This window comes from Salmonella sp. SAL04214, from assembly GCF_046550615.1.
GTDB classification, from domain to species: Bacteria; Pseudomonadota; Gammaproteobacteria; order Enterobacterales; family Enterobacteriaceae; genus Salmonella; species Salmonella enterica.
This window is the reverse complement of the sequence record NZ_JBGDXT010000005.1, coordinates 151,504-166,651: the sequence shown is the minus strand read 5'-3', so window position 1 is coordinate 166,651 and position 15,148 is coordinate 151,504. Positions and strand designations below refer to the sequence as shown.

Genomic DNA, 15,148 nt, shown 5'->3' with positions numbered 1-15,148 from the left:
CTGTAAAATTTGTAGCACATAATGGTGAAATATATGTAACTTCCACACCTGACAGGAGTATGTAATGTCCAAGCAACAGATCGGCGTCGTCGGTATGGCAGTGATGGGGCGCAACCTCGCGCTCAACATCGAAAGCCGTGGTTATACCGTATCCGTTTTCAACCGCTCCCGTGAAAAGACCGAAGAAGTGATTGCCGAGAATCCCGGCAAAAAGCTGGTGCCTTATTACACGGTGAAAGAGTTTGTTGAATCCCTCGAAACGCCTCGTCGTATCCTGTTAATGGTGAAAGCGGGCGCAGGTACTGATGCAACTATCGATTCGCTGAAACCGTATCTGGAAAAAGGCGATATCATTATTGATGGCGGTAACACCTTCTTCCAGGACACAATCCGTCGCAATCGCGAGCTGTCTGCGGAAGGTTTTAACTTTATCGGTACCGGTGTTTCCGGTGGTGAAGAGGGCGCGCTGAAGGGGCCATCTATCATGCCTGGCGGTCAGAAAGATGCCTATGAACTGGTGGCGCCGATCCTGACGAAGATTGCTGCCGTGGCGGAAGATGGCGAACCGTGCGTGACCTATATCGGCGCCGATGGTGCTGGTCACTACGTCAAGATGGTCCATAATGGTATTGAATATGGCGATATGCAGCTTATCGCTGAAGCTTACTCCCTGCTGAAAGGCGGCCTGAACCTCAGCAATGAAGAGTTGGCGAACACTTTTACTGAGTGGAATAACGGCGAGCTGAGCAGCTATCTGATCGACATCACTAAAGACATCTTCACTAAAAAAGATGAAGACGGTAATTACCTGGTGGATGTCATTCTTGATGAAGCCGCCAACAAAGGGACCGGTAAATGGACCAGCCAGAGCGCGCTGGATCTGGGCGAACCGCTGTCGCTGATTACCGAATCTGTCTTTGCGCGTTACATCTCTTCGTTGAAAGCGCAACGTGTTGCCGCATCTAAAGTGCTCTCCGGGCCGAAAGCGCAACCGGCAGGCGACAAAGCGGAATCTATCGAGAAAGTGCGTCGCGCGCTGTATCTTGGCAAGATCGTCTCCTATGCGCAGGGCTTCTCGCAGCTACGCGCCGCGTCTGATGAATATCACTGGGATCTCAACTACGGCGAGATTGCTAAGATTTTCCGTGCGGGTTGTATCATTCGCGCTCAGTTCCTGCAGAAAATCACCGATGCTTACGCAGAAAACGCTGGTATTGCCAATTTGCTGTTAGCGCCTTACTTCAAGAAAATTGCTGATGAGTACCAGCAGGCGCTGCGTGATGTTGTGGCTTACGCGGTGCAGAACGGCATTCCGGTGCCGACATTCTCTGCGGCAGTGGCCTACTATGACAGCTATCGCGCCGCAGTACTGCCAGCTAACTTAATTCAGGCGCAGCGTGACTACTTTGGTGCGCACACCTATAAACGTACTGATAAAGAAGGTGTTTTCCATACCGAGTGGTTGGAATAATTTCTGCAAAATGTTTAAGCCCGGTTTAATACCGGGCTTTTTTTTATCTCTATTCTTATTGATTTATCGCTTTTGCTTAATATTAACTTAATAATCTGTGTTTATCGTAATGAAGATAATCTGAATTGTTTTCGTCTGCGTTGCACTTTATATACTCAGGCGTTAAAACTTTAATATCTTATCAGGATGCGAAATACATCATGATTCATAATTAAGTTAATTCTGAGAGCAAATAATGAAAATCACGATATCCGGGACGGGTTATGTTGGCTTGTCTAATGGTTTGCTTATTGCACAACACCATGAAGTGGTGGCGTTAGACATTGTTCCTTCCCGTGTTGAACTGTTAAATGATCGGATATCTCCGATTGTTGATAAAGAAATTCAGCAATTTTTAAAGGAAGATAACATCAGATTCAGGGCAACGCTGGATAAGTTTGATGCGTACCAGAATGCAGATTACGTCATCATTGCTACGCCTACGGATTACGATCCCAAAACCAACTATTTTAATACGTCCAGTGTGGAATCGGTCATTCAGGATGTGATCAGCATCAACCCCGCAGCCGTGATGATTATTAAGTCTACGGTGCCGGTTGGCTTCACGGCGGCAATGCGTCAGAAGTTTGCGACAGAAAATATCATTTTCTCTCCGGAGTTTTTACGTGAAGGTAAAGCCCTTTACGATAACCTTTATCCCTCCCGTATCGTGATTGGGGAACAGTCTGAACGCGCCAGAGAATTTGCCGCATTACTCCAGGAAGGCGCTATTAAACAGCAGATTCCGACGCTGTTTACGGACTCCACTGAAGCGGAAGCCATTAAACTTTTCGCCAATACTTATCTCGCTATGCGAGTCGCTTATTTTAATGAATTAGACAGCTATGCTGAAACGTTAGGATTAAATACCCGACAAATTATTGAAGGGGTGTGCCTCGACCCGCGTATTGGCAATCATTATAATAATCCCTCTTTTGGTTATGGCGGATATTGTTTGCCAAAAGATACCAAACAGTTGCTGGCCAATTATCAGTCGGTGCCTAATAATATTATCTCCGCTATCGTTGAAGCAAACCGTACGCGTAAAGATTTTATTGCCGATGCTATCCTCGCCAGAAAGCCTAAAGTGGTGGGCATTTATCGCCTGATTATGAAGAGTGGCTCCGATAACTTCCGCGCCTCATCGATTCAGGGGATTATGAAGCGCATTAAAGCGAAAGGCGTAGAGGTCATCATCTATGAGCCGGTAATGGAAGAAGATACTTTCTTTAACTCACGTCTTGAACGTGATTTGCACTGCTTTAAACAGCAGGCGGATGTCATTATTTCCAACAGGATGGCGGCAGAGCTTTTGGATGTTGCTGAAAAAGTGTATACCCGCGATCTTTTCGGTAGTGATTAATAAGGCAATCGGGGCTGATGAGTCCCGATGATTTATTGACCATATGGAAATAATGTCTGATTTTTATCATTAATCCTATGGCATATATTTGCTTTATGACTACACTGTCTCCAGCTTCATCCTTTTTTTAGTTAGGGTATCTATGACAGTGGATAGTAATACGTCTTCCGGGCGTGGGAACGATCCGGAACAGATTGATTTGATTGAGTTATTGCTACAGTTATGGCGTGGGAAGATGACCATTATTGTAGCCGTTATTATCGCCATTTTGCTGGCCGTAGGCTACCTGATGATAGCCAAAGAAAAATGGACATCCACGGCGATTATTACCCAACCTGATGCCGCGCAGGTTGCCACCTATACCAACGCGCTCAACGTCTTGTATGGCGGGAATGCCCCCAAAATCTCTGAAGTGCAGGCGAATTTTATAAGCCGCTTTAGCTCTGCGTTTTCCGCATTATCGGAAGCGCTGGATAATCAGAAAGAGCGGGAAAAGCTTACCATTGAACAGTCGGTAAAAGGGCAGGCGCTGCCACTCTCGGTTTCTTATGTGAGTACTACCGCTGAAGGGGCGCAGCGTCGGCTGGCGGAATATATCCAACAGGTGGATGAAGAGGTCGCTAAGGAACTGGAAGTTGACCTGAAAGATAACATCACGCTGCAAACCAAAACGTTGCAGGAGTCCCTTGAGACGCAGGAAGTTGTGGCGCAGGAGCAAAAAGATCTGCGTATTAAGCAAATCGAAGAAGCGTTGCGCTATGCGGATGAGGCCAAAATCACGCAGCCGCAGATTCAGCAAACCCAGGATGTTACCCAGGACACGATGTTCCTGCTGGGGAGCGATGCGCTAAAATCGATGATACAGAACGAAGCGACGCGTCCACTGGTCTTTTCTCCGGCCTATTACCAGACGAAGCAGACACTGCTGGACATTAAAAATCTGAAAGTGACTGCCGATACGGTGCACGTCTATCGTTATGTGATGAAGCCGACGCTGCCGGTCCGTCGCGATAGCCCGAAAAAAGCCATTACCCTCGTGCTGGCTGTGTTGCTGGGCGGGATGATCGGCGCCGGGATTGTGCTGGGGCGCAATGCGCTACGTAGCTATAAGCCAAAAGCCTTGTAAGCTTCTTTGCCGGATGGCGGCACAAGTGCCTTATCCGGCTACGAAAGGTAAAATTTCTCATTAAAAAACCGGGCATTGCCCGGTTTTTTTACGCTTATTGATGACGCTTACGAAGATTGTCGATCACGGTGGTGAGGTTGAGATCCTGATCCTGCAACAGCACCAGCAGGTGGTACATCAAATCAGACGCTTCATTGGTTAATTCAAAACGATCATTGACGGTGGCCGCCAGCGCGGTTTCTACACCTTCTTCGCCAACTTTTTGCGCAATACGTTTGGTACCGCTGGCGTACAGTTTCGCCGTGTAAGAGCTGGCCGGATCGGCGGTTTTGCGCTCTGCCAGTAGCTGCTCCAGTTGATACAGGAATAACCACTGATGGCTGGCGTCGCCAAAGCAACTGCTGGTACCTTTGTGGCAGGTCGGCCCGACAGGGTTTGCCAGCACCAGCAGTGTATCGTTGTCGCAATCTGCCGCAATGCTGACGACATTCAGCACATGGCCTGAGGTTTCGCCTTTGGTCCATAAACGCTGTTTCGTGCGTGAGAAGAACGTGACATGGCCGGATTCAATGGTTTTGTCCAGCGCTTGTGGGTTCATATAGCCCAGCATCAATACTTCGCCGGATACCGCATGTTGCACGATGGCTGGCATCAGGCCATCGGTTTTTTCCCAGTCCAGCTCGCGGCGTTGTTGCTCTGTTAACATATCCTGATCTCCACGCCCTGGCCTGCCAGGTACGCTTTTAATTCGCCAATATTGATGATTTGCTTGTGAAAAACGGAGGCGGCAAGCGCGCCGTCGACATCGGCATCACGGAATGCCTCAAGAAAGTGTTCCATTGTGCCCGCGCCGCCGGAGGCGATCAGCGGCACGCGGCAAACGTCACGGACTTTTTTCAACTGCGTCAGATCGTAACCGTTACGCACACCGTCCTGGTTCATCATATTCAGGACGATTTCCCCCGCGCCGCGCTGTTGTACCTCTTGCACCCAATCCAGCGTCTCCCACTGTGTCACGCGGGTACGGTTTTCATCGCCGGTATACTGGTTAACATGATATTTCCCCGTGGCGTCGTCAAACCAGGTATCAATCCCGACGACAATGCACTGTACGCCAAAACGGTCAGCCAGACGGGTAATCAGCGTTGGGTCAGCCAGCGCCGGGGAGTTGATAGAGATCTTATCCGCCCCGAAAGAAAGAATTTTGGCGGCGTCGTCAATTGACCGGATACCGCCCGCTACACAAAACGGAATGTCGATCACCTCGGCAACGCGCGCCACCCAGCTTTTATCGACTACGCGGCCATCGCTGGAGGCGGTAATGTCATAGAACACCAGTTCGTCCGCGCCTTCGTCGGCATAGCGTTTGGCCAGCGGAACGATATCGCCAATGATCTCATGGTTGCGAAACTGTACGCCTTTTACCACCTGACCATCACGAACATCCAGACACGGAATTATACGTTTTGCCAGCATTGGATGGCCTCCTTAACGGTAAATTTCCCTTCTAACAGCGCGCGCCCGACAATCACCCCGCGCACGCCGGTGCCGCGCAGGGCGGCAATATCATCGATATCGCCAATACCGCCGGAGGACTGAAAGGCGATCTGCGGATATCTGGCGCATACCTCTTCGTACAGCGAAACGTTAGAGCCCGCCAGCGTGCCGTCGCGAGAAATATCGGTACACAGTACATGTTTCAGGCCGACGGGGAGATAGGTCTCCACCAGTTGTTCCAGCGAGACACCGGAATTTTCCTGCCAGCCGCTAACCGCCACCTGCTTGTTGCCGTGTTCGTCTATGCGAACGTCCAGCGCCAACACCAGCGCCTGCGCGCCAAAACGTTCAAACCAGCCTTTCACCACGTCAGGGGATTTCACCGCCGTTGAACCGATGACCACACGGGCAACGCCAGCTTTCAGTAATGCCGCAACGTCTTCTTCGGTACGCACGCCACCGCCGACCTGAACAGGCACGTTCACGCCCGCGACCAGGGTTTTAATCAGCGGTATCTGTCGCTTAGCCGGATCTTTAGCGCCGGTCAGATCTACCAGATGCAGCACCCCGGCGCCCTGGGCGGCGTAATCCTGCAAACGGGGCAGGGGATCGTTACCGTAATCCCGCTGCCGGGCGTAGTCACCCTGGTGGAGACGCACTACGGTGCCGTCAATTAAATCTAATGCCGGAATAATCATTACATCTCCAGGAAGTTTTTCAGCAACTGTGCGCCCGCCGCGCCCGAACGTTCCGGATGGAACTGTACGCCGAAGAAATTATCTTTCTGTACCGCCGCGGTAAACGGCTCGCCGTAATTGCACTGGGCGATAGTCCACGGGTTGACCGGCATCGCGTAGCTGTGAACAAAGTAAAAATAGGCGCCATCTTCAATGCCCTGAAACAGCCGGTTGCCCGCCTGCGGATACACGCGATTCCAGCCCATGTGCGGCAGCGGCAGACCAAAGTCGGTCATTTTCGGCACGTCTTGTTCGATAATGTTCAGCAGATCCACGCCGCGCGTCTCTTCGCTGCGACGACCCAGCAGTTGCATCCCTAAGCAGATACCCAGTACCGGCTGAGTACACGCTTTAATTAAGTCGATCAGTTCACGTTCGCGCAGTTGATCCATAGCGGCCTGCGCCGTACCGACTCCGGGCAGAAAGAGTTTGTCAGCGCGTAATACGATTTCCGCTTCGCGGCTGACCACCGGGGTGTAACCGTGGCGCGCCACGGCGGATTTTACCGAGCTTAAATTGGCGCAGCCGGTGTCAAGGATGACGACGTTCATCACAGCACTCCTTTCGAGGACGGTAATGTATCGCCCTCCACGCGAATAGCCTGGCGTAGCGTCCGACCAAAGGCTTTAAACAAACTTTCGACACGGTGGTGATCGTTCTTACCCTTAGTCTTGAGATGCAGAGTGACGCCCATCGTGTAAGAGAGTGAGCGGAAAAAGTGTTCAATCATCTCTGTGCTCAAATCGCCCACACGCTGGTAGGTAAATTCAGCTTTATATTCCAGATGCGGACGACCGGAAATATCCAACGCGCAGCGCGCCAGACATTCATCCATCGGCAGTACAAAGCCAAAACGGCAGATACCGCGCTTGTCGCCGAGTGCCAGTTTTAATGCCTCACCGAGCGCCAGTCCGGTATCTTCTACCGTGTGGTGATCGTCGATATAGAGATCGCCCTTAACGGTAATCTCCATGCGAAAGCCGCCGTGGGTGGCGATTTGATCGAGCATATGGTCAAAGAAGCCGACGCCGGTATTAATCTTGCTGTTGCCTTCGCGATCCAGCCAGACGCTGACATCAATCTGTGTCTCTTTGGTGTTGCGGACCACATGCGCATAGCGATCGCGTTTCGTTAGCTGTTCGCCAATCATCGTCCAGTTCAGCGTTTCACGGTGATAGCGTAAACCAGTAATGCCCATGTTATCAGCGAGCTGGATATCGGTCGCACGATCGCCAATCACATAGCTGTTGGCGCTATCCATCGCTTGTTCCGCAAGATAACGCTCCACCAGCTTCACTTTGGGCTTGCGGCAGTCGCAGTCGTCTGCGGGCAGGTGAGGGCAGATCAGCACCTCATCAAAGCGTACGCCCTGAGAGGTGAAAATCTGCATCATCAGGTTGTGCGGTCCGTCGAAGTCCGCCTGCGGGAAGCTTTGCGTGCCAAGTCCATCCTGGTTAGTGATCATCACCAGCTTAAAACCGGCTTTTTGCAGCTTCAGCAATACGGGAATCACCTCTGGCTCAAAGGCCAGTTTATCAAAGCGGTCTACCTGAAAATCGCTCGGTGGTTCGGAAATTAAGGTTCCGTCCCGGTCGATGAAAAGATACTTCTGACTCATACTGGCTCCGCACGTAAGGCGTCAATGACGCGCTGGTTTTCCTTGCGGGTGCCGACCGTAATCCGCAGGCAGCCGCTTAAAGAAGGTTGTTTATTCTGATCGCGTAATATAATGCCCTGATCCCATAAGGATTTAAACACGCTGCTGGAGGCGGTAAACCGCGCCAGAATATAGTTGGTTTCAGAGTCAAAGACGTGTTCTACGCAGGCGGTCTGTTGCAGGGCATTCACCAGATACTGACGTTCCTGCACTGTCTGCGCCACGCGATCGCGCATTGCGTTTATTCCCTGCGGGCTCAGCGCCTGGGCGGCGATATCCGCCACTGGCGTAGAAAGCGGATAAGGGGCGATCACTTTTAACAGCAGGTTGATCACCTCTTCATTAGCCAGCGTAAAGCCGCAGCGCAGACCCGCCAGCGCAAAAGCTTTCGACAATGTGCGCAGGATAACCAGATGAGGATATTCAACCAGCCAGCCTGCCAGCGTGGCCTGCGGGCAAAACTCAATATAAGCTTCGTCGGCGACGACTATCGCTTTACCGCGTGTCAACTCCAGCAGCGTGCGCAGATCCTGCGGGTTGATAAGTTGCCCGGTGGGGTTATTGGGGCTACAAACGAATACCACTTTTGTGCCGTCAAGGTTGTCGGAAATCCCCTGTAGATCCAGCTGCCAGTTTTCAAGTGCGGGAACCGTCCGGCGCTCTACGCCAATGGTTTCGGCGCTGACGCTGTACATACCGTAAGTGGGCGGACAGTAGAGAATGGCGTCTTTCCCCGGTTCGCAGAAGGCGCGGATCACCAGTTCGATCCCTTCATCCGCGCCGCGGCTGACCAGCACCTGCTCCGGCTTTACGCCAGCATATTGCGCGTAGTTTTCAATCACAGCCTTTGGCTGGCATTCCGGGTAGCGGTTAAGCGTTTGTTGGGTGAGCTGAAACTCCACCGCTGTCGGGAATTCATTCGCGTTCAGCCAGACATCGCCATTACCGCCCAGACGGCGGGCGGACTGATACGGTACCAGGTTGCGGACATTTTCACGGGCTAAGTCAGCGACGCTGAGAGTGTTTTCAGTGCTCATGCTTGCTCCTTGAGGGCGTTTACGCGCAGGGTCACGGCATTTTTATGGGCGGTCAGACGTTCTGCCGCCGCCAATGTTTCAATGGTTGATGCCAGAGCGGAAAAGCCCGCTTTCGACAGTTCCTGAACGGTCATCCGTTTCTGGAAATCCGCTAACCCAAGGCTGGAACAGGTAGCAGTATAGCCATAGGTCGGTAAAACATGGTTGGTTCCGGAAGCGTAATCACCGGCGGATTCCGGCGACCAGTCGCCGAGAAATACCGAGCCTGCGCTGGTAATCGCATCCACCAAATCGCGCGCATTGCGCGTCTGGATGATTAAGTGTTCCGGCCCATACTGATTAGAGATGGCGACGCACTGCGCTAAATCTTTGGTCACAATCAGACGACTGGCGCTCAGGGCCTGCCGGGCGGTGTCCGCGCGCGGCAGCTCCGCCAGTTGACGTTCTACCGCCTCCGCCACCTTGCGGGCAATGTCAGCATCAGGCGTCAGCAGGATCACCTGGGAATCCGGACCGTGCTCAGCCTGGGAGAGCAGGTCAGAAGCGACGAAATCCGGTGTTGCGCCGCTGTCGGCGATCACCAGCACTTCAGACGGCCCGGCAGGCATATCGATAGCCGCGCCGTCGAGGCGCTGGCTGACCTGACGCTTGGCTTCGGTTACAAAGGCGTTGCCGGGGCCAAAAATTTTATCCACTTTCGGTACGGACTCGCTGCCGAAGGCCAGAGCGGCAATCGCCTGCGCGCCGCCGACGTTAAAGATTTCCTGCACGCCACACAGTTGCGCCGCATAGAGGATTTCATCAGCGATGGGCGGCGGCGAGCACAGAACCACGTTCTGACATCCCGCAATGCGCGCCGGCGTCGCCAGCATCAGCACCGTTGAGAAGAGCGGAGCCGAGCCGCCGGGAATATACAGACCGACAGACGCGACGGGACGCGTAACCTGCTGGCAACGCACGCCTGGCTGGGTTTCCACATCTACAGGCGGTAGCGTCTGCGCGGAATGGAACGTTTCAATATTTTTGACGGCAGCGGCCATCGCCTGTTTTAATTCGTCGCTCAGACGCGCGCCGGCGGCGGCGATCTCTTCAGGGGTAATGCGTAGCGCTGTCACTTCTGTTTTATCAAATTTAGCGCTGTATTCACGCAGGGCATCGTCACCGCGTGTTTTTACATTATCCAGAATATCGCTGACCGTTCGGGTAATACTGTCAGAGGCGGAAATCGCCGGACGCGTCAGTAGCGCACGCTGCTGTTCAGGGCTACAGCTGTTCCAGTCAATCAGGGTATTGAAGCTCATGGTCTTTACTCCATCACAGGGTTCCGCCTTATCCGGCCTACAGAACCCAAAATATCAACGCATTACGTAGGCCTGATAAGCGCAGCGCCATCAGGCGTCAGATCACTCCATCATCTTCTCGATCGGCAGTACCAGAATCGAGCTGGCGCCAAGCGCTTTCAGTTTCTCCATGGTTTCCCAGAACAACGTTTCGCTGCTGACCATGTGCATCGCCACGCGCTGTTGCTCGCCCGCCAGCGGCAGAATTGTCGGCCTTTCAGCGCCTGGCAGCAGGGCGATAACCTCTTCCAGGCGTTCACTTGGCGCGTGCATCATGATGTATTTCGATTCGCGCGCCTGAATCACGCCCTGAATACGGGTCAGCAATTTATCGATCAGCTGTTGCTTGCTCTGTGCCATCTCACCGTCGCGCTGAATCAGACAGGCTTTAGAGCGGTAGATAACTTCGACTTCACGCAGGCCGTTAGCTTCAAGCGTCGCGCCGGTAGAGACCAAATCGCAGATAGCATCGGCCAGCCCCGCGCGCGGCGCGACTTCGACAGAACCATTTAACAGACACGATTTAAAAGAGACGCCTTTCTGGTCGAGGTAGCGTTTGAGGAGGTGCGGATAAGAGGTAGCGATACGTTTACCGTCCAGCGCGGCCGGGCCGTCCCAGGCTTCGTCAACCGGCGTTGCCAGCGATAAACGGCAGCCGCCGAAGTCAAGACGGCGCAGGGTAAAATAGCGCGGATCTTCGCCCTGCGCGCGGCGGTTGAGTAGCTCTTCTTCCAGCACGTTCTCGCCGATAATGCCGAGATCGACCACGCCATCCATCACCAGACCCGGAATGTCATCATCACGTACGCGCAGGATATCAATCGGCATGTTTTCCGCCATCGCAATCAGGCGCTGAGTGTGTAAATTAATTTTTATGCCGCAGCGGGCCAGCAATTCTCGTGAATCATCGCTTAAACGGCCTGATTTCTGAATAGCTATGCGTAAGCGGGTGTTGTCTAACATTCTGCGTTCCTCTTTATCCTGTCTGAACCGGTCTGTATCGCGCGCCAAAAAAAAAGCCCCCGGAAGATGATCTTCCGGGAGCTTTCTCATGCGTTCATGCACCACTGGAAGATCTGAATGTCTTCCAGCACACATCGCCTGAAAGACTAGTCAGGATGATGGTGATGATGGTGGTGTTTAAATTGAACGCGTGTCATAAAAATTCCGATGAATGCTTATTCATTTGATACCTTTTAACCTAAACCACTTTTACGCCTTAAAGCAAGCGCTTTTTTCATTTCGCATTTATAGTATGAATTGTCAGTCACGGCGGGCTGGCGTAGCCTTATGTATAAGGCGTTAAAGTCAGGAGAAAATGGATGAAAAAGGTCGCAATTGTCGGTTTAGGTTGGTTAGGCATGCCGCTGGCAATGTCGCTGGCAGCGAGGGGCTGGCAGGTTACCGGCAGCAAAACCACCCTTGACGGGGTGGAAGCGGCCCGTATGAGTGGAATTGAAAGCTATCCGCTGCGTCTGGAGCCGGAGTTGGTCTGTGAGGCGGACGATCTTGACGCTCTGCTGGATGTCGATGCGCTGGTGATAACACTGCCCGCGCGCCGTAGCGGTCCGGGAGAGGATTTTTATCTGCAGGCGATGCAGGAGCTGGCCGACAGCGCGCTGGCTTATCGTATCCCGCGTATTATTTTTACCAGTTCGACGTCTGTTTACGGCGATGCGCAAGGCGTGGTGAAAGAGAATACGCCGCGTAATCCGGTCACGGCCAGCGGGCGTACCCTGAAGGAACTGGAAGATTGGTTGCATAATCTGCCGGGCACGTCAGTGGATATTCTGCGGCTGGCGGGGTTGGTCGGGCCTGGGCGCCATCCCGGTCGTTTCTTTGCCGGAAAAACCGCGCCGGATGGTCAACACGGGGTCAATCTGGTGCATCTTGAAGACGTGGTTGGCGCAATTACCCTCTTGCTACAGGCGCCGAAAGGAGGGCACATCTATAATATATGTGCGCCGGCGCATCCAGCCCGCAACGTGTTTTATCCGCAAATGACGCGCTTGCTGGGAATGGCGCCGCCGCATTTTCGTGACGCACCGGACAACGGCAAAGGGAAGATTATCGACGGTAGCCGGATTTGTAATGAGCTGGGATTTGAATATCAATATCCCGATCCGTTGGTGATGCCGATGGAGTGAGTCGCTGTCCAGCAGGTGGTCGCCATATAGCGCAAGGGGACGAGTATGAAACCACTGCTGGACGTTCTGATTATTCTTGATGCGTTAGAAAAAGAAGGCAGCTTCGCGGCGGCGTCGGCAAAATTATTTAAAACGCCGTCCGCCCTCAGTTATACCGTTCATAAGCTGGAAAACGATCTTAATATCCAACTGCTCGACCGTAGCGGGCATCGCGCGCGATTTACGCGAACCGGTAAAATGCTACTGGAAAAAGGCCGTGAAGTGCTGCACACCGTTCGCGAGCTGGAAAAGCAGGCGATTAAACTGCATGAAGGCTGGGAGAACGAACTGGTCATCGGTGTGGATGATACCTTTCCCTTTTCTCTTCTGGCCCCGCTTATCGACGCTTTTTATCAACGCCACAGCGTGACGCGCCTTAAATTTGTCAATGGCGTTCTCGGCGGTTCATGGGAGACGCTGACGCAGGGAAGGGCGGATATCATCGTTGGCGCCATGCGCGCGCCGCCGCCTGACACCGGCTTTGGCTTTGCAAGACTGGGCGATCTTGAACTGGTGTTTGCTGTCGCCCCGCATCATCCGCTGGTTCATGAAGAGGAACCGCTTAGCCGCCAGACGATCAAACGTTTTCGCGCGATTGTGGTTGGCGATAGCGTCCATTCCTCGCGATCAATAGGGTCTGAACTGCTCGACGCTCAGGAAGCGATTACCGTGTTTGATTTTAAAACCAAGCTGGAGCTGCAAATTAGCGGCCTGGGATGCGGCTATTTACCGCGTTATCTGGCGCAGCGATTTTTGGAAAGCGGCGCGCTTATAGAGAAGAAAGTTGTAGCGCAAATCGTCTATGAACCGGTGTGGGTTGGCTGGAATGAACAGACCGCCGGGCTGGCCAGCGGCTGGTGGCGGGATGAAATTTTAGCAAATAATGCTATTGCTGGGGTGTATGCAAAATCGCCGGTTTAAAAATCAATCGCTTATGAAAAATAATTTTTTGAACGCGCTCGCATTCTCTTGTCATTTCACTTCAATTTAGGGCAGAATACGCCGCTTGCAAAAAATGACACTAACCGACGTTTTAATACGCGTCGGTTATTTTTTTGCTTCAAACACATCATTCAATACCAAGAGGCCGGGCTTCGTACCGGATAGATACTTACTTAAAAATCGACAGTTGTTGTCGCTGAGGAATCCAGAAAATGGGGCAATTTTTTGCTTACGCGACGGCATTCGCCGTAAAGGAGAATGACCATGTCGCATAACGTTACTCCAAACACCTCTCGCGTGGAATTACGTAAAACGCTTACGTTAGTTCCGGTTGTAATGATGGGTCTTGCCTATATGCAGCCGATGACGCTGTTCGATACATTTGGTATCGTTTCAGGCCTCACTGACGGTCACGTACCGACGGCGTATGCATTCGCGTTAATCGCGATTCTGTTTACGGCGTTGAGCTACGGGAAACTGGTGCGTCGCTACCCTTCCGCGGGTTCGGCGTATACCTATGCCCAGAAATCCATCAGCCCGACCGTTGGCTTTATGGTGGGTTGGTCTTCTCTGCTCGATTATCTGTTCGCGCCGATGATCAACATTCTGTTGGCGAAAATTTATTTTGAAGCGCTGGTGCCCTCCATTCCGTCATGGGTGTTTGTTGTGGCGCTGGTGGCCTTTATGACGGCCTTTAACCTGCGCAGCCTCAAATCGGTCGCTAACTTCAACACCGTGATTGTAGTGCTACAGGTAGTGCTGATTGCGGTCATTCTGGGCATGGTGGTTTATGGCGTATTTGAAGGCGAAGGCGCCGGTACGCTGGCGAGCACCCGTCCGTTCTGGTCCGGCGATGCGCACGTTATCCCGATGATTACGGGAGCGACGATCCTGTGCTTCTCCTTTACTGGCTTTGACGGCATCAGTAACCTGTCGGAAGAGACCAAAGATGCTGAACGCGTGATCCCGCGTGCGATTTTCCTGACCGCGCTGATTGGCGGCCTGATCTTCATCTTTGCAACCTATTTCCTGCAATTGTACTTCCCGGATATCTCTCGCTTTAAAGATCCGGATGCGTCTCAGCCGGAAATCATGCTGTACGTGGCGGGTAAAACCTTCCAGGTGGGCGCGTTGATCTTCTCTACTATCACCGTACTGGCTTCCGGTATGGCGGCGCATGCAGGCGTAGCGCGCCTGATGTACGTAATGGGGCGCGACGGCGTATTCCCGAAAAGCTTCTTCGGTTACGTTCATCCGAAATGGCGTACGCCAGCGATGAACATCATCCTGGTCGGGGCGATCGCGCTGCTGGCGATTAATTTTGACCTGGTGATGGCGACGGCGCTGATTAACTTTGGCGCGCTGGTCGCGTTTACCTTCGTTAACCTGTCGGTGATTTCGCAGTTCTGGATCCGTGAGAAGCGTAATAAAACGTTGAAAGATCACTTCCAGTATCTGTTCCTGCCGATGTGCGGCGCGCTCACGGTTGGTGCGTTGTGGGTTAACCTGGAAGAGAGCTCAATGGTACTGGGCCTGATCTGGGCAGGTATCGGGCTGATTTATCTGGCGTGCGTAACTAAAAGCTTCCGTAACCCGGTTCCACAGTACGAAGACGTCGCGTAATCGCGCGTATTATCGGCAATAGTAAAACCGGAGGCAGTGCCTCCGGTTTTTTGTTTGTCATCCAGCACGTTTACCGGATGGCGGCGTCACTCTTTATCCGCTCTGGATTAACAATGCCCGTCAGGCATTG

Annotated in this window: 16 protein-coding genes and 1 other annotated feature; of the genes, 7 read left to right on the top strand and 9 right to left on the bottom strand. The window is 52.6% G+C overall.

Annotation, left to right across the window (positions count from 1 at the left end; all coding sequences use genetic code 11):
* Positions 1-64 precede the first annotated feature (64 nt).
* From gndA to wzzB, 3 genes are all read left to right on the top strand, one after another.
* On the top strand, positions 65-1,471 hold the full coding sequence (gene gndA, locus ACLJQD_RS11010) for an NADP-dependent phosphogluconate dehydrogenase (protein WP_017441796.1): 1,407 nt from the start codon (positions 65-67) through the stop codon (positions 1,469-1,471).
* A 235-nt stretch (positions 1,472-1,706) separates the two neighbouring features.
* Positions 1,707-2,873, top strand: coding sequence for a UDP-glucose 6-dehydrogenase (gene ugd, locus ACLJQD_RS11005; protein WP_000704834.1), 1,167 nt, complete (start codon positions 1,707-1,709; stop codon positions 2,871-2,873).
* Between the two features lie 142 nt (positions 2,874-3,015).
* The gene (gene wzzB, locus ACLJQD_RS11000) at positions 3,016-3,999 is read left to right on the top strand and encodes an LPS O-antigen chain length determinant protein WzzB (protein WP_000215251.1); all 984 of its coding nucleotides are present in this window, start codon (positions 3,016-3,018) and stop codon (positions 3,997-3,999) included.
* 94 nt (positions 4,000-4,093) lie between these two features.
* On the opposite strand, the gene hisIE is transcribed toward wzzB, so the two are convergent.
* The 9 genes from hisIE to hisL all read right to left on the bottom strand — a co-directional run bounded on the left by hisIE (position 4,094) and on the right by hisL (position 11,427).
* On the bottom strand, positions 4,094-4,705 hold the full coding sequence (gene hisIE, locus ACLJQD_RS10995; RefSeq protein ID WP_017441797.1) for a bifunctional phosphoribosyl-AMP cyclohydrolase/phosphoribosyl-ATP diphosphatase HisIE: 612 nt from the start codon (positions 4,703-4,705) through the stop codon (positions 4,094-4,096).
* Positions 4,699-5,475 (bottom strand): imidazole glycerol phosphate synthase subunit HisF, encoded by a 777-nt coding sequence (hisF, locus tag ACLJQD_RS10990; RefSeq protein WP_000880125.1) that lies wholly within the window; start codon positions 5,473-5,475, stop codon positions 4,699-4,701. Before hisF ends, hisIE begins: the two co-directional genes overlap by 7 nt.
* Positions 5,457-6,194: a 1-(5-phosphoribosyl)-5-[(5-phosphoribosylamino)methylideneamino]imidazole-4-carboxamide isomerase gene (gene hisA, locus ACLJQD_RS10985; protein WP_000586406.1), complete on the bottom strand. Its 738-nt coding sequence runs from the start codon at positions 6,192-6,194 to the stop codon at positions 5,457-5,459. Before hisA ends, hisF begins: the two co-directional genes overlap by 19 nt.
* Positions 6,194-6,784: an imidazole glycerol phosphate synthase subunit HisH gene (gene hisH / locus ACLJQD_RS10980; RefSeq protein ID WP_001103591.1), complete on the bottom strand. Its 591-nt coding sequence runs from the start codon at positions 6,782-6,784 to the stop codon at positions 6,194-6,196. Before hisH ends, hisA begins: the two co-directional genes overlap by 1 nt.
* Positions 6,784-7,851 carry a bifunctional histidinol-phosphatase/imidazoleglycerol-phosphate dehydratase HisB gene (gene hisB / locus ACLJQD_RS10975; protein ID WP_000080050.1) on the bottom strand — a complete coding sequence of 356 codons (1,068 nt, stop codon included), beginning with the start codon at positions 7,849-7,851 and terminating at the stop codon, positions 6,784-6,786. The genes hisH and hisB overlap by 1 nt, the downstream gene beginning before the upstream one ends.
* Entirely contained in the window at positions 7,848-8,927 is a 1,080-nt protein-coding gene (hisC, locus tag ACLJQD_RS10970) for a histidinol-phosphate transaminase (RefSeq protein WP_017441798.1), read from the bottom strand. Before hisC ends, hisB begins: the two co-directional genes overlap by 4 nt.
* The gene (hisD, locus tag ACLJQD_RS10965; protein WP_000009613.1) at positions 8,924-10,228 is read right to left on the bottom strand and encodes a histidinol dehydrogenase; all 1,305 of its coding nucleotides are present in this window, start codon (positions 10,226-10,228) and stop codon (positions 8,924-8,926) included. The genes hisC and hisD overlap by 4 nt, the downstream gene beginning before the upstream one ends.
* Before the next feature lie 102 nt (positions 10,229-10,330).
* Positions 10,331-11,230, bottom strand: a complete 900-nt coding sequence (gene hisG / locus ACLJQD_RS10960; RefSeq protein ID WP_000886600.1) for an ATP phosphoribosyltransferase — start codon at positions 11,228-11,230, stop codon at positions 10,331-10,333.
* 47 nt (positions 11,231-11,277) lie between these two features.
* Positions 11,278-11,401 (bottom strand) — a sequence feature (His leader region).
* Positions 11,377-11,427 carry a his operon leader peptide gene (gene hisL, locus ACLJQD_RS10955; RefSeq protein ID WP_001364200.1) on the bottom strand — a complete coding sequence of 17 codons (51 nt, stop codon included), beginning with the start codon at positions 11,425-11,427 and terminating at the stop codon, positions 11,377-11,379. Its footprint overlaps the feature before it by 25 nt.
* A 162-nt stretch (positions 11,428-11,589) precedes the next feature.
* Between hisL and ACLJQD_RS10950 the strand changes: the two genes are divergently transcribed.
* The 4 genes from ACLJQD_RS10950 to plaP all read left to right on the top strand — a co-directional run bounded on the left by ACLJQD_RS10950 (position 11,590) and on the right by plaP (position 15,018).
* Entirely contained in the window at positions 11,590-12,414 is an 825-nt protein-coding gene (locus ACLJQD_RS10950; protein WP_017441800.1) for an SDR family oxidoreductase, read from the top strand.
* Between the two features lie 45 nt (positions 12,415-12,459).
* Positions 12,460-13,374, top strand: a complete 915-nt coding sequence (locus tag ACLJQD_RS10945; protein WP_000803316.1) for a LysR family transcriptional regulator — start codon at positions 12,460-12,462, stop codon at positions 13,372-13,374.
* A gap of 233 nt (positions 13,375-13,607) precedes the next feature.
* Positions 13,608-13,670: a membrane protein YoeI gene (gene yoeI, locus ACLJQD_RS10940; RefSeq protein WP_096335044.1), complete on the top strand. Its 63-nt coding sequence runs from the start codon at positions 13,608-13,610 to the stop codon at positions 13,668-13,670.
* On the top strand, positions 13,660-15,018 hold the full coding sequence (gene plaP, locus ACLJQD_RS10935) for a putrescine/proton symporter PlaP (protein ID WP_001519005.1): 1,359 nt from the start codon (positions 13,660-13,662) through the stop codon (positions 15,016-15,018). Before yoeI ends, plaP begins: the two co-directional genes overlap by 11 nt.
* Positions 15,019-15,148 lie beyond the last annotated feature (130 nt).

What these genes read in the sequence shown, in the direction of transcription:
- wzzB (WP_000215251.1), top strand. Translation starts at nt 3,016, where the DNA reads ATGACAGTGGATAGTAATACGTCTTCCGGGCGTGGGAACGATCCGGAA.
- ACLJQD_RS10945 (WP_000803316.1), top strand. Translation starts at nt 12,460, where the DNA reads ATGAAACCACTGCTGGACGTTCTGATTATTCTTGATGCGTTAGAAAAA.
- hisC (WP_017441798.1), bottom strand. Translation starts at nt 8,927, where the DNA reads ATGAGCACTGAAAACACTCTCAGCGTCGCTGACTTAGCCCGTGAAAAT.
- hisG (WP_000886600.1), bottom strand. Translation starts at nt 11,230, where the DNA reads ATGTTAGACAACACCCGCTTACGCATAGCTATTCAGAAATCAGGCCGT.
- ugd (WP_000704834.1), top strand. Translation starts at nt 1,707, where the DNA reads ATGAAAATCACGATATCCGGGACGGGTTATGTTGGCTTGTCTAATGGT.
- hisD (WP_000009613.1), bottom strand. Translation starts at nt 10,228, where the DNA reads ATGAGCTTCAATACCCTGATTGACTGGAACAGCTGTAGCCCTGAACAG.
- hisIE (WP_017441797.1), bottom strand. Translation starts at nt 4,705, where the DNA reads ATGTTAACAGAGCAACAACGCCGCGAGCTGGACTGGGAAAAAACCGAT.
- plaP (WP_001519005.1), top strand. Translation starts at nt 13,660, where the DNA reads ATGTCGCATAACGTTACTCCAAACACCTCTCGCGTGGAATTACGTAAA.
- ACLJQD_RS10950 (WP_017441800.1), top strand. Translation starts at nt 11,590, where the DNA reads ATGAAAAAGGTCGCAATTGTCGGTTTAGGTTGGTTAGGCATGCCGCTG.
- hisF (WP_000880125.1), bottom strand. Translation starts at nt 5,475, where the DNA reads ATGCTGGCAAAACGTATAATTCCGTGTCTGGATGTTCGTGATGGTCAG.
- gndA (WP_017441796.1), top strand. Translation starts at nt 65, where the DNA reads ATGTCCAAGCAACAGATCGGCGTCGTCGGTATGGCAGTGATGGGGCGC.
- hisA (WP_000586406.1), bottom strand. Translation starts at nt 6,194, where the DNA reads ATGATTATTCCGGCATTAGATTTAATTGACGGCACCGTAGTGCGTCTC.
- hisB (WP_000080050.1), bottom strand. Translation starts at nt 7,851, where the DNA reads ATGAGTCAGAAGTATCTTTTCATCGACCGGGACGGAACCTTAATTTCC.
- hisH (WP_001103591.1), bottom strand. Translation starts at nt 6,784, where the DNA reads ATGAACGTCGTCATCCTTGACACCGGCTGCGCCAATTTAAGCTCGGTA.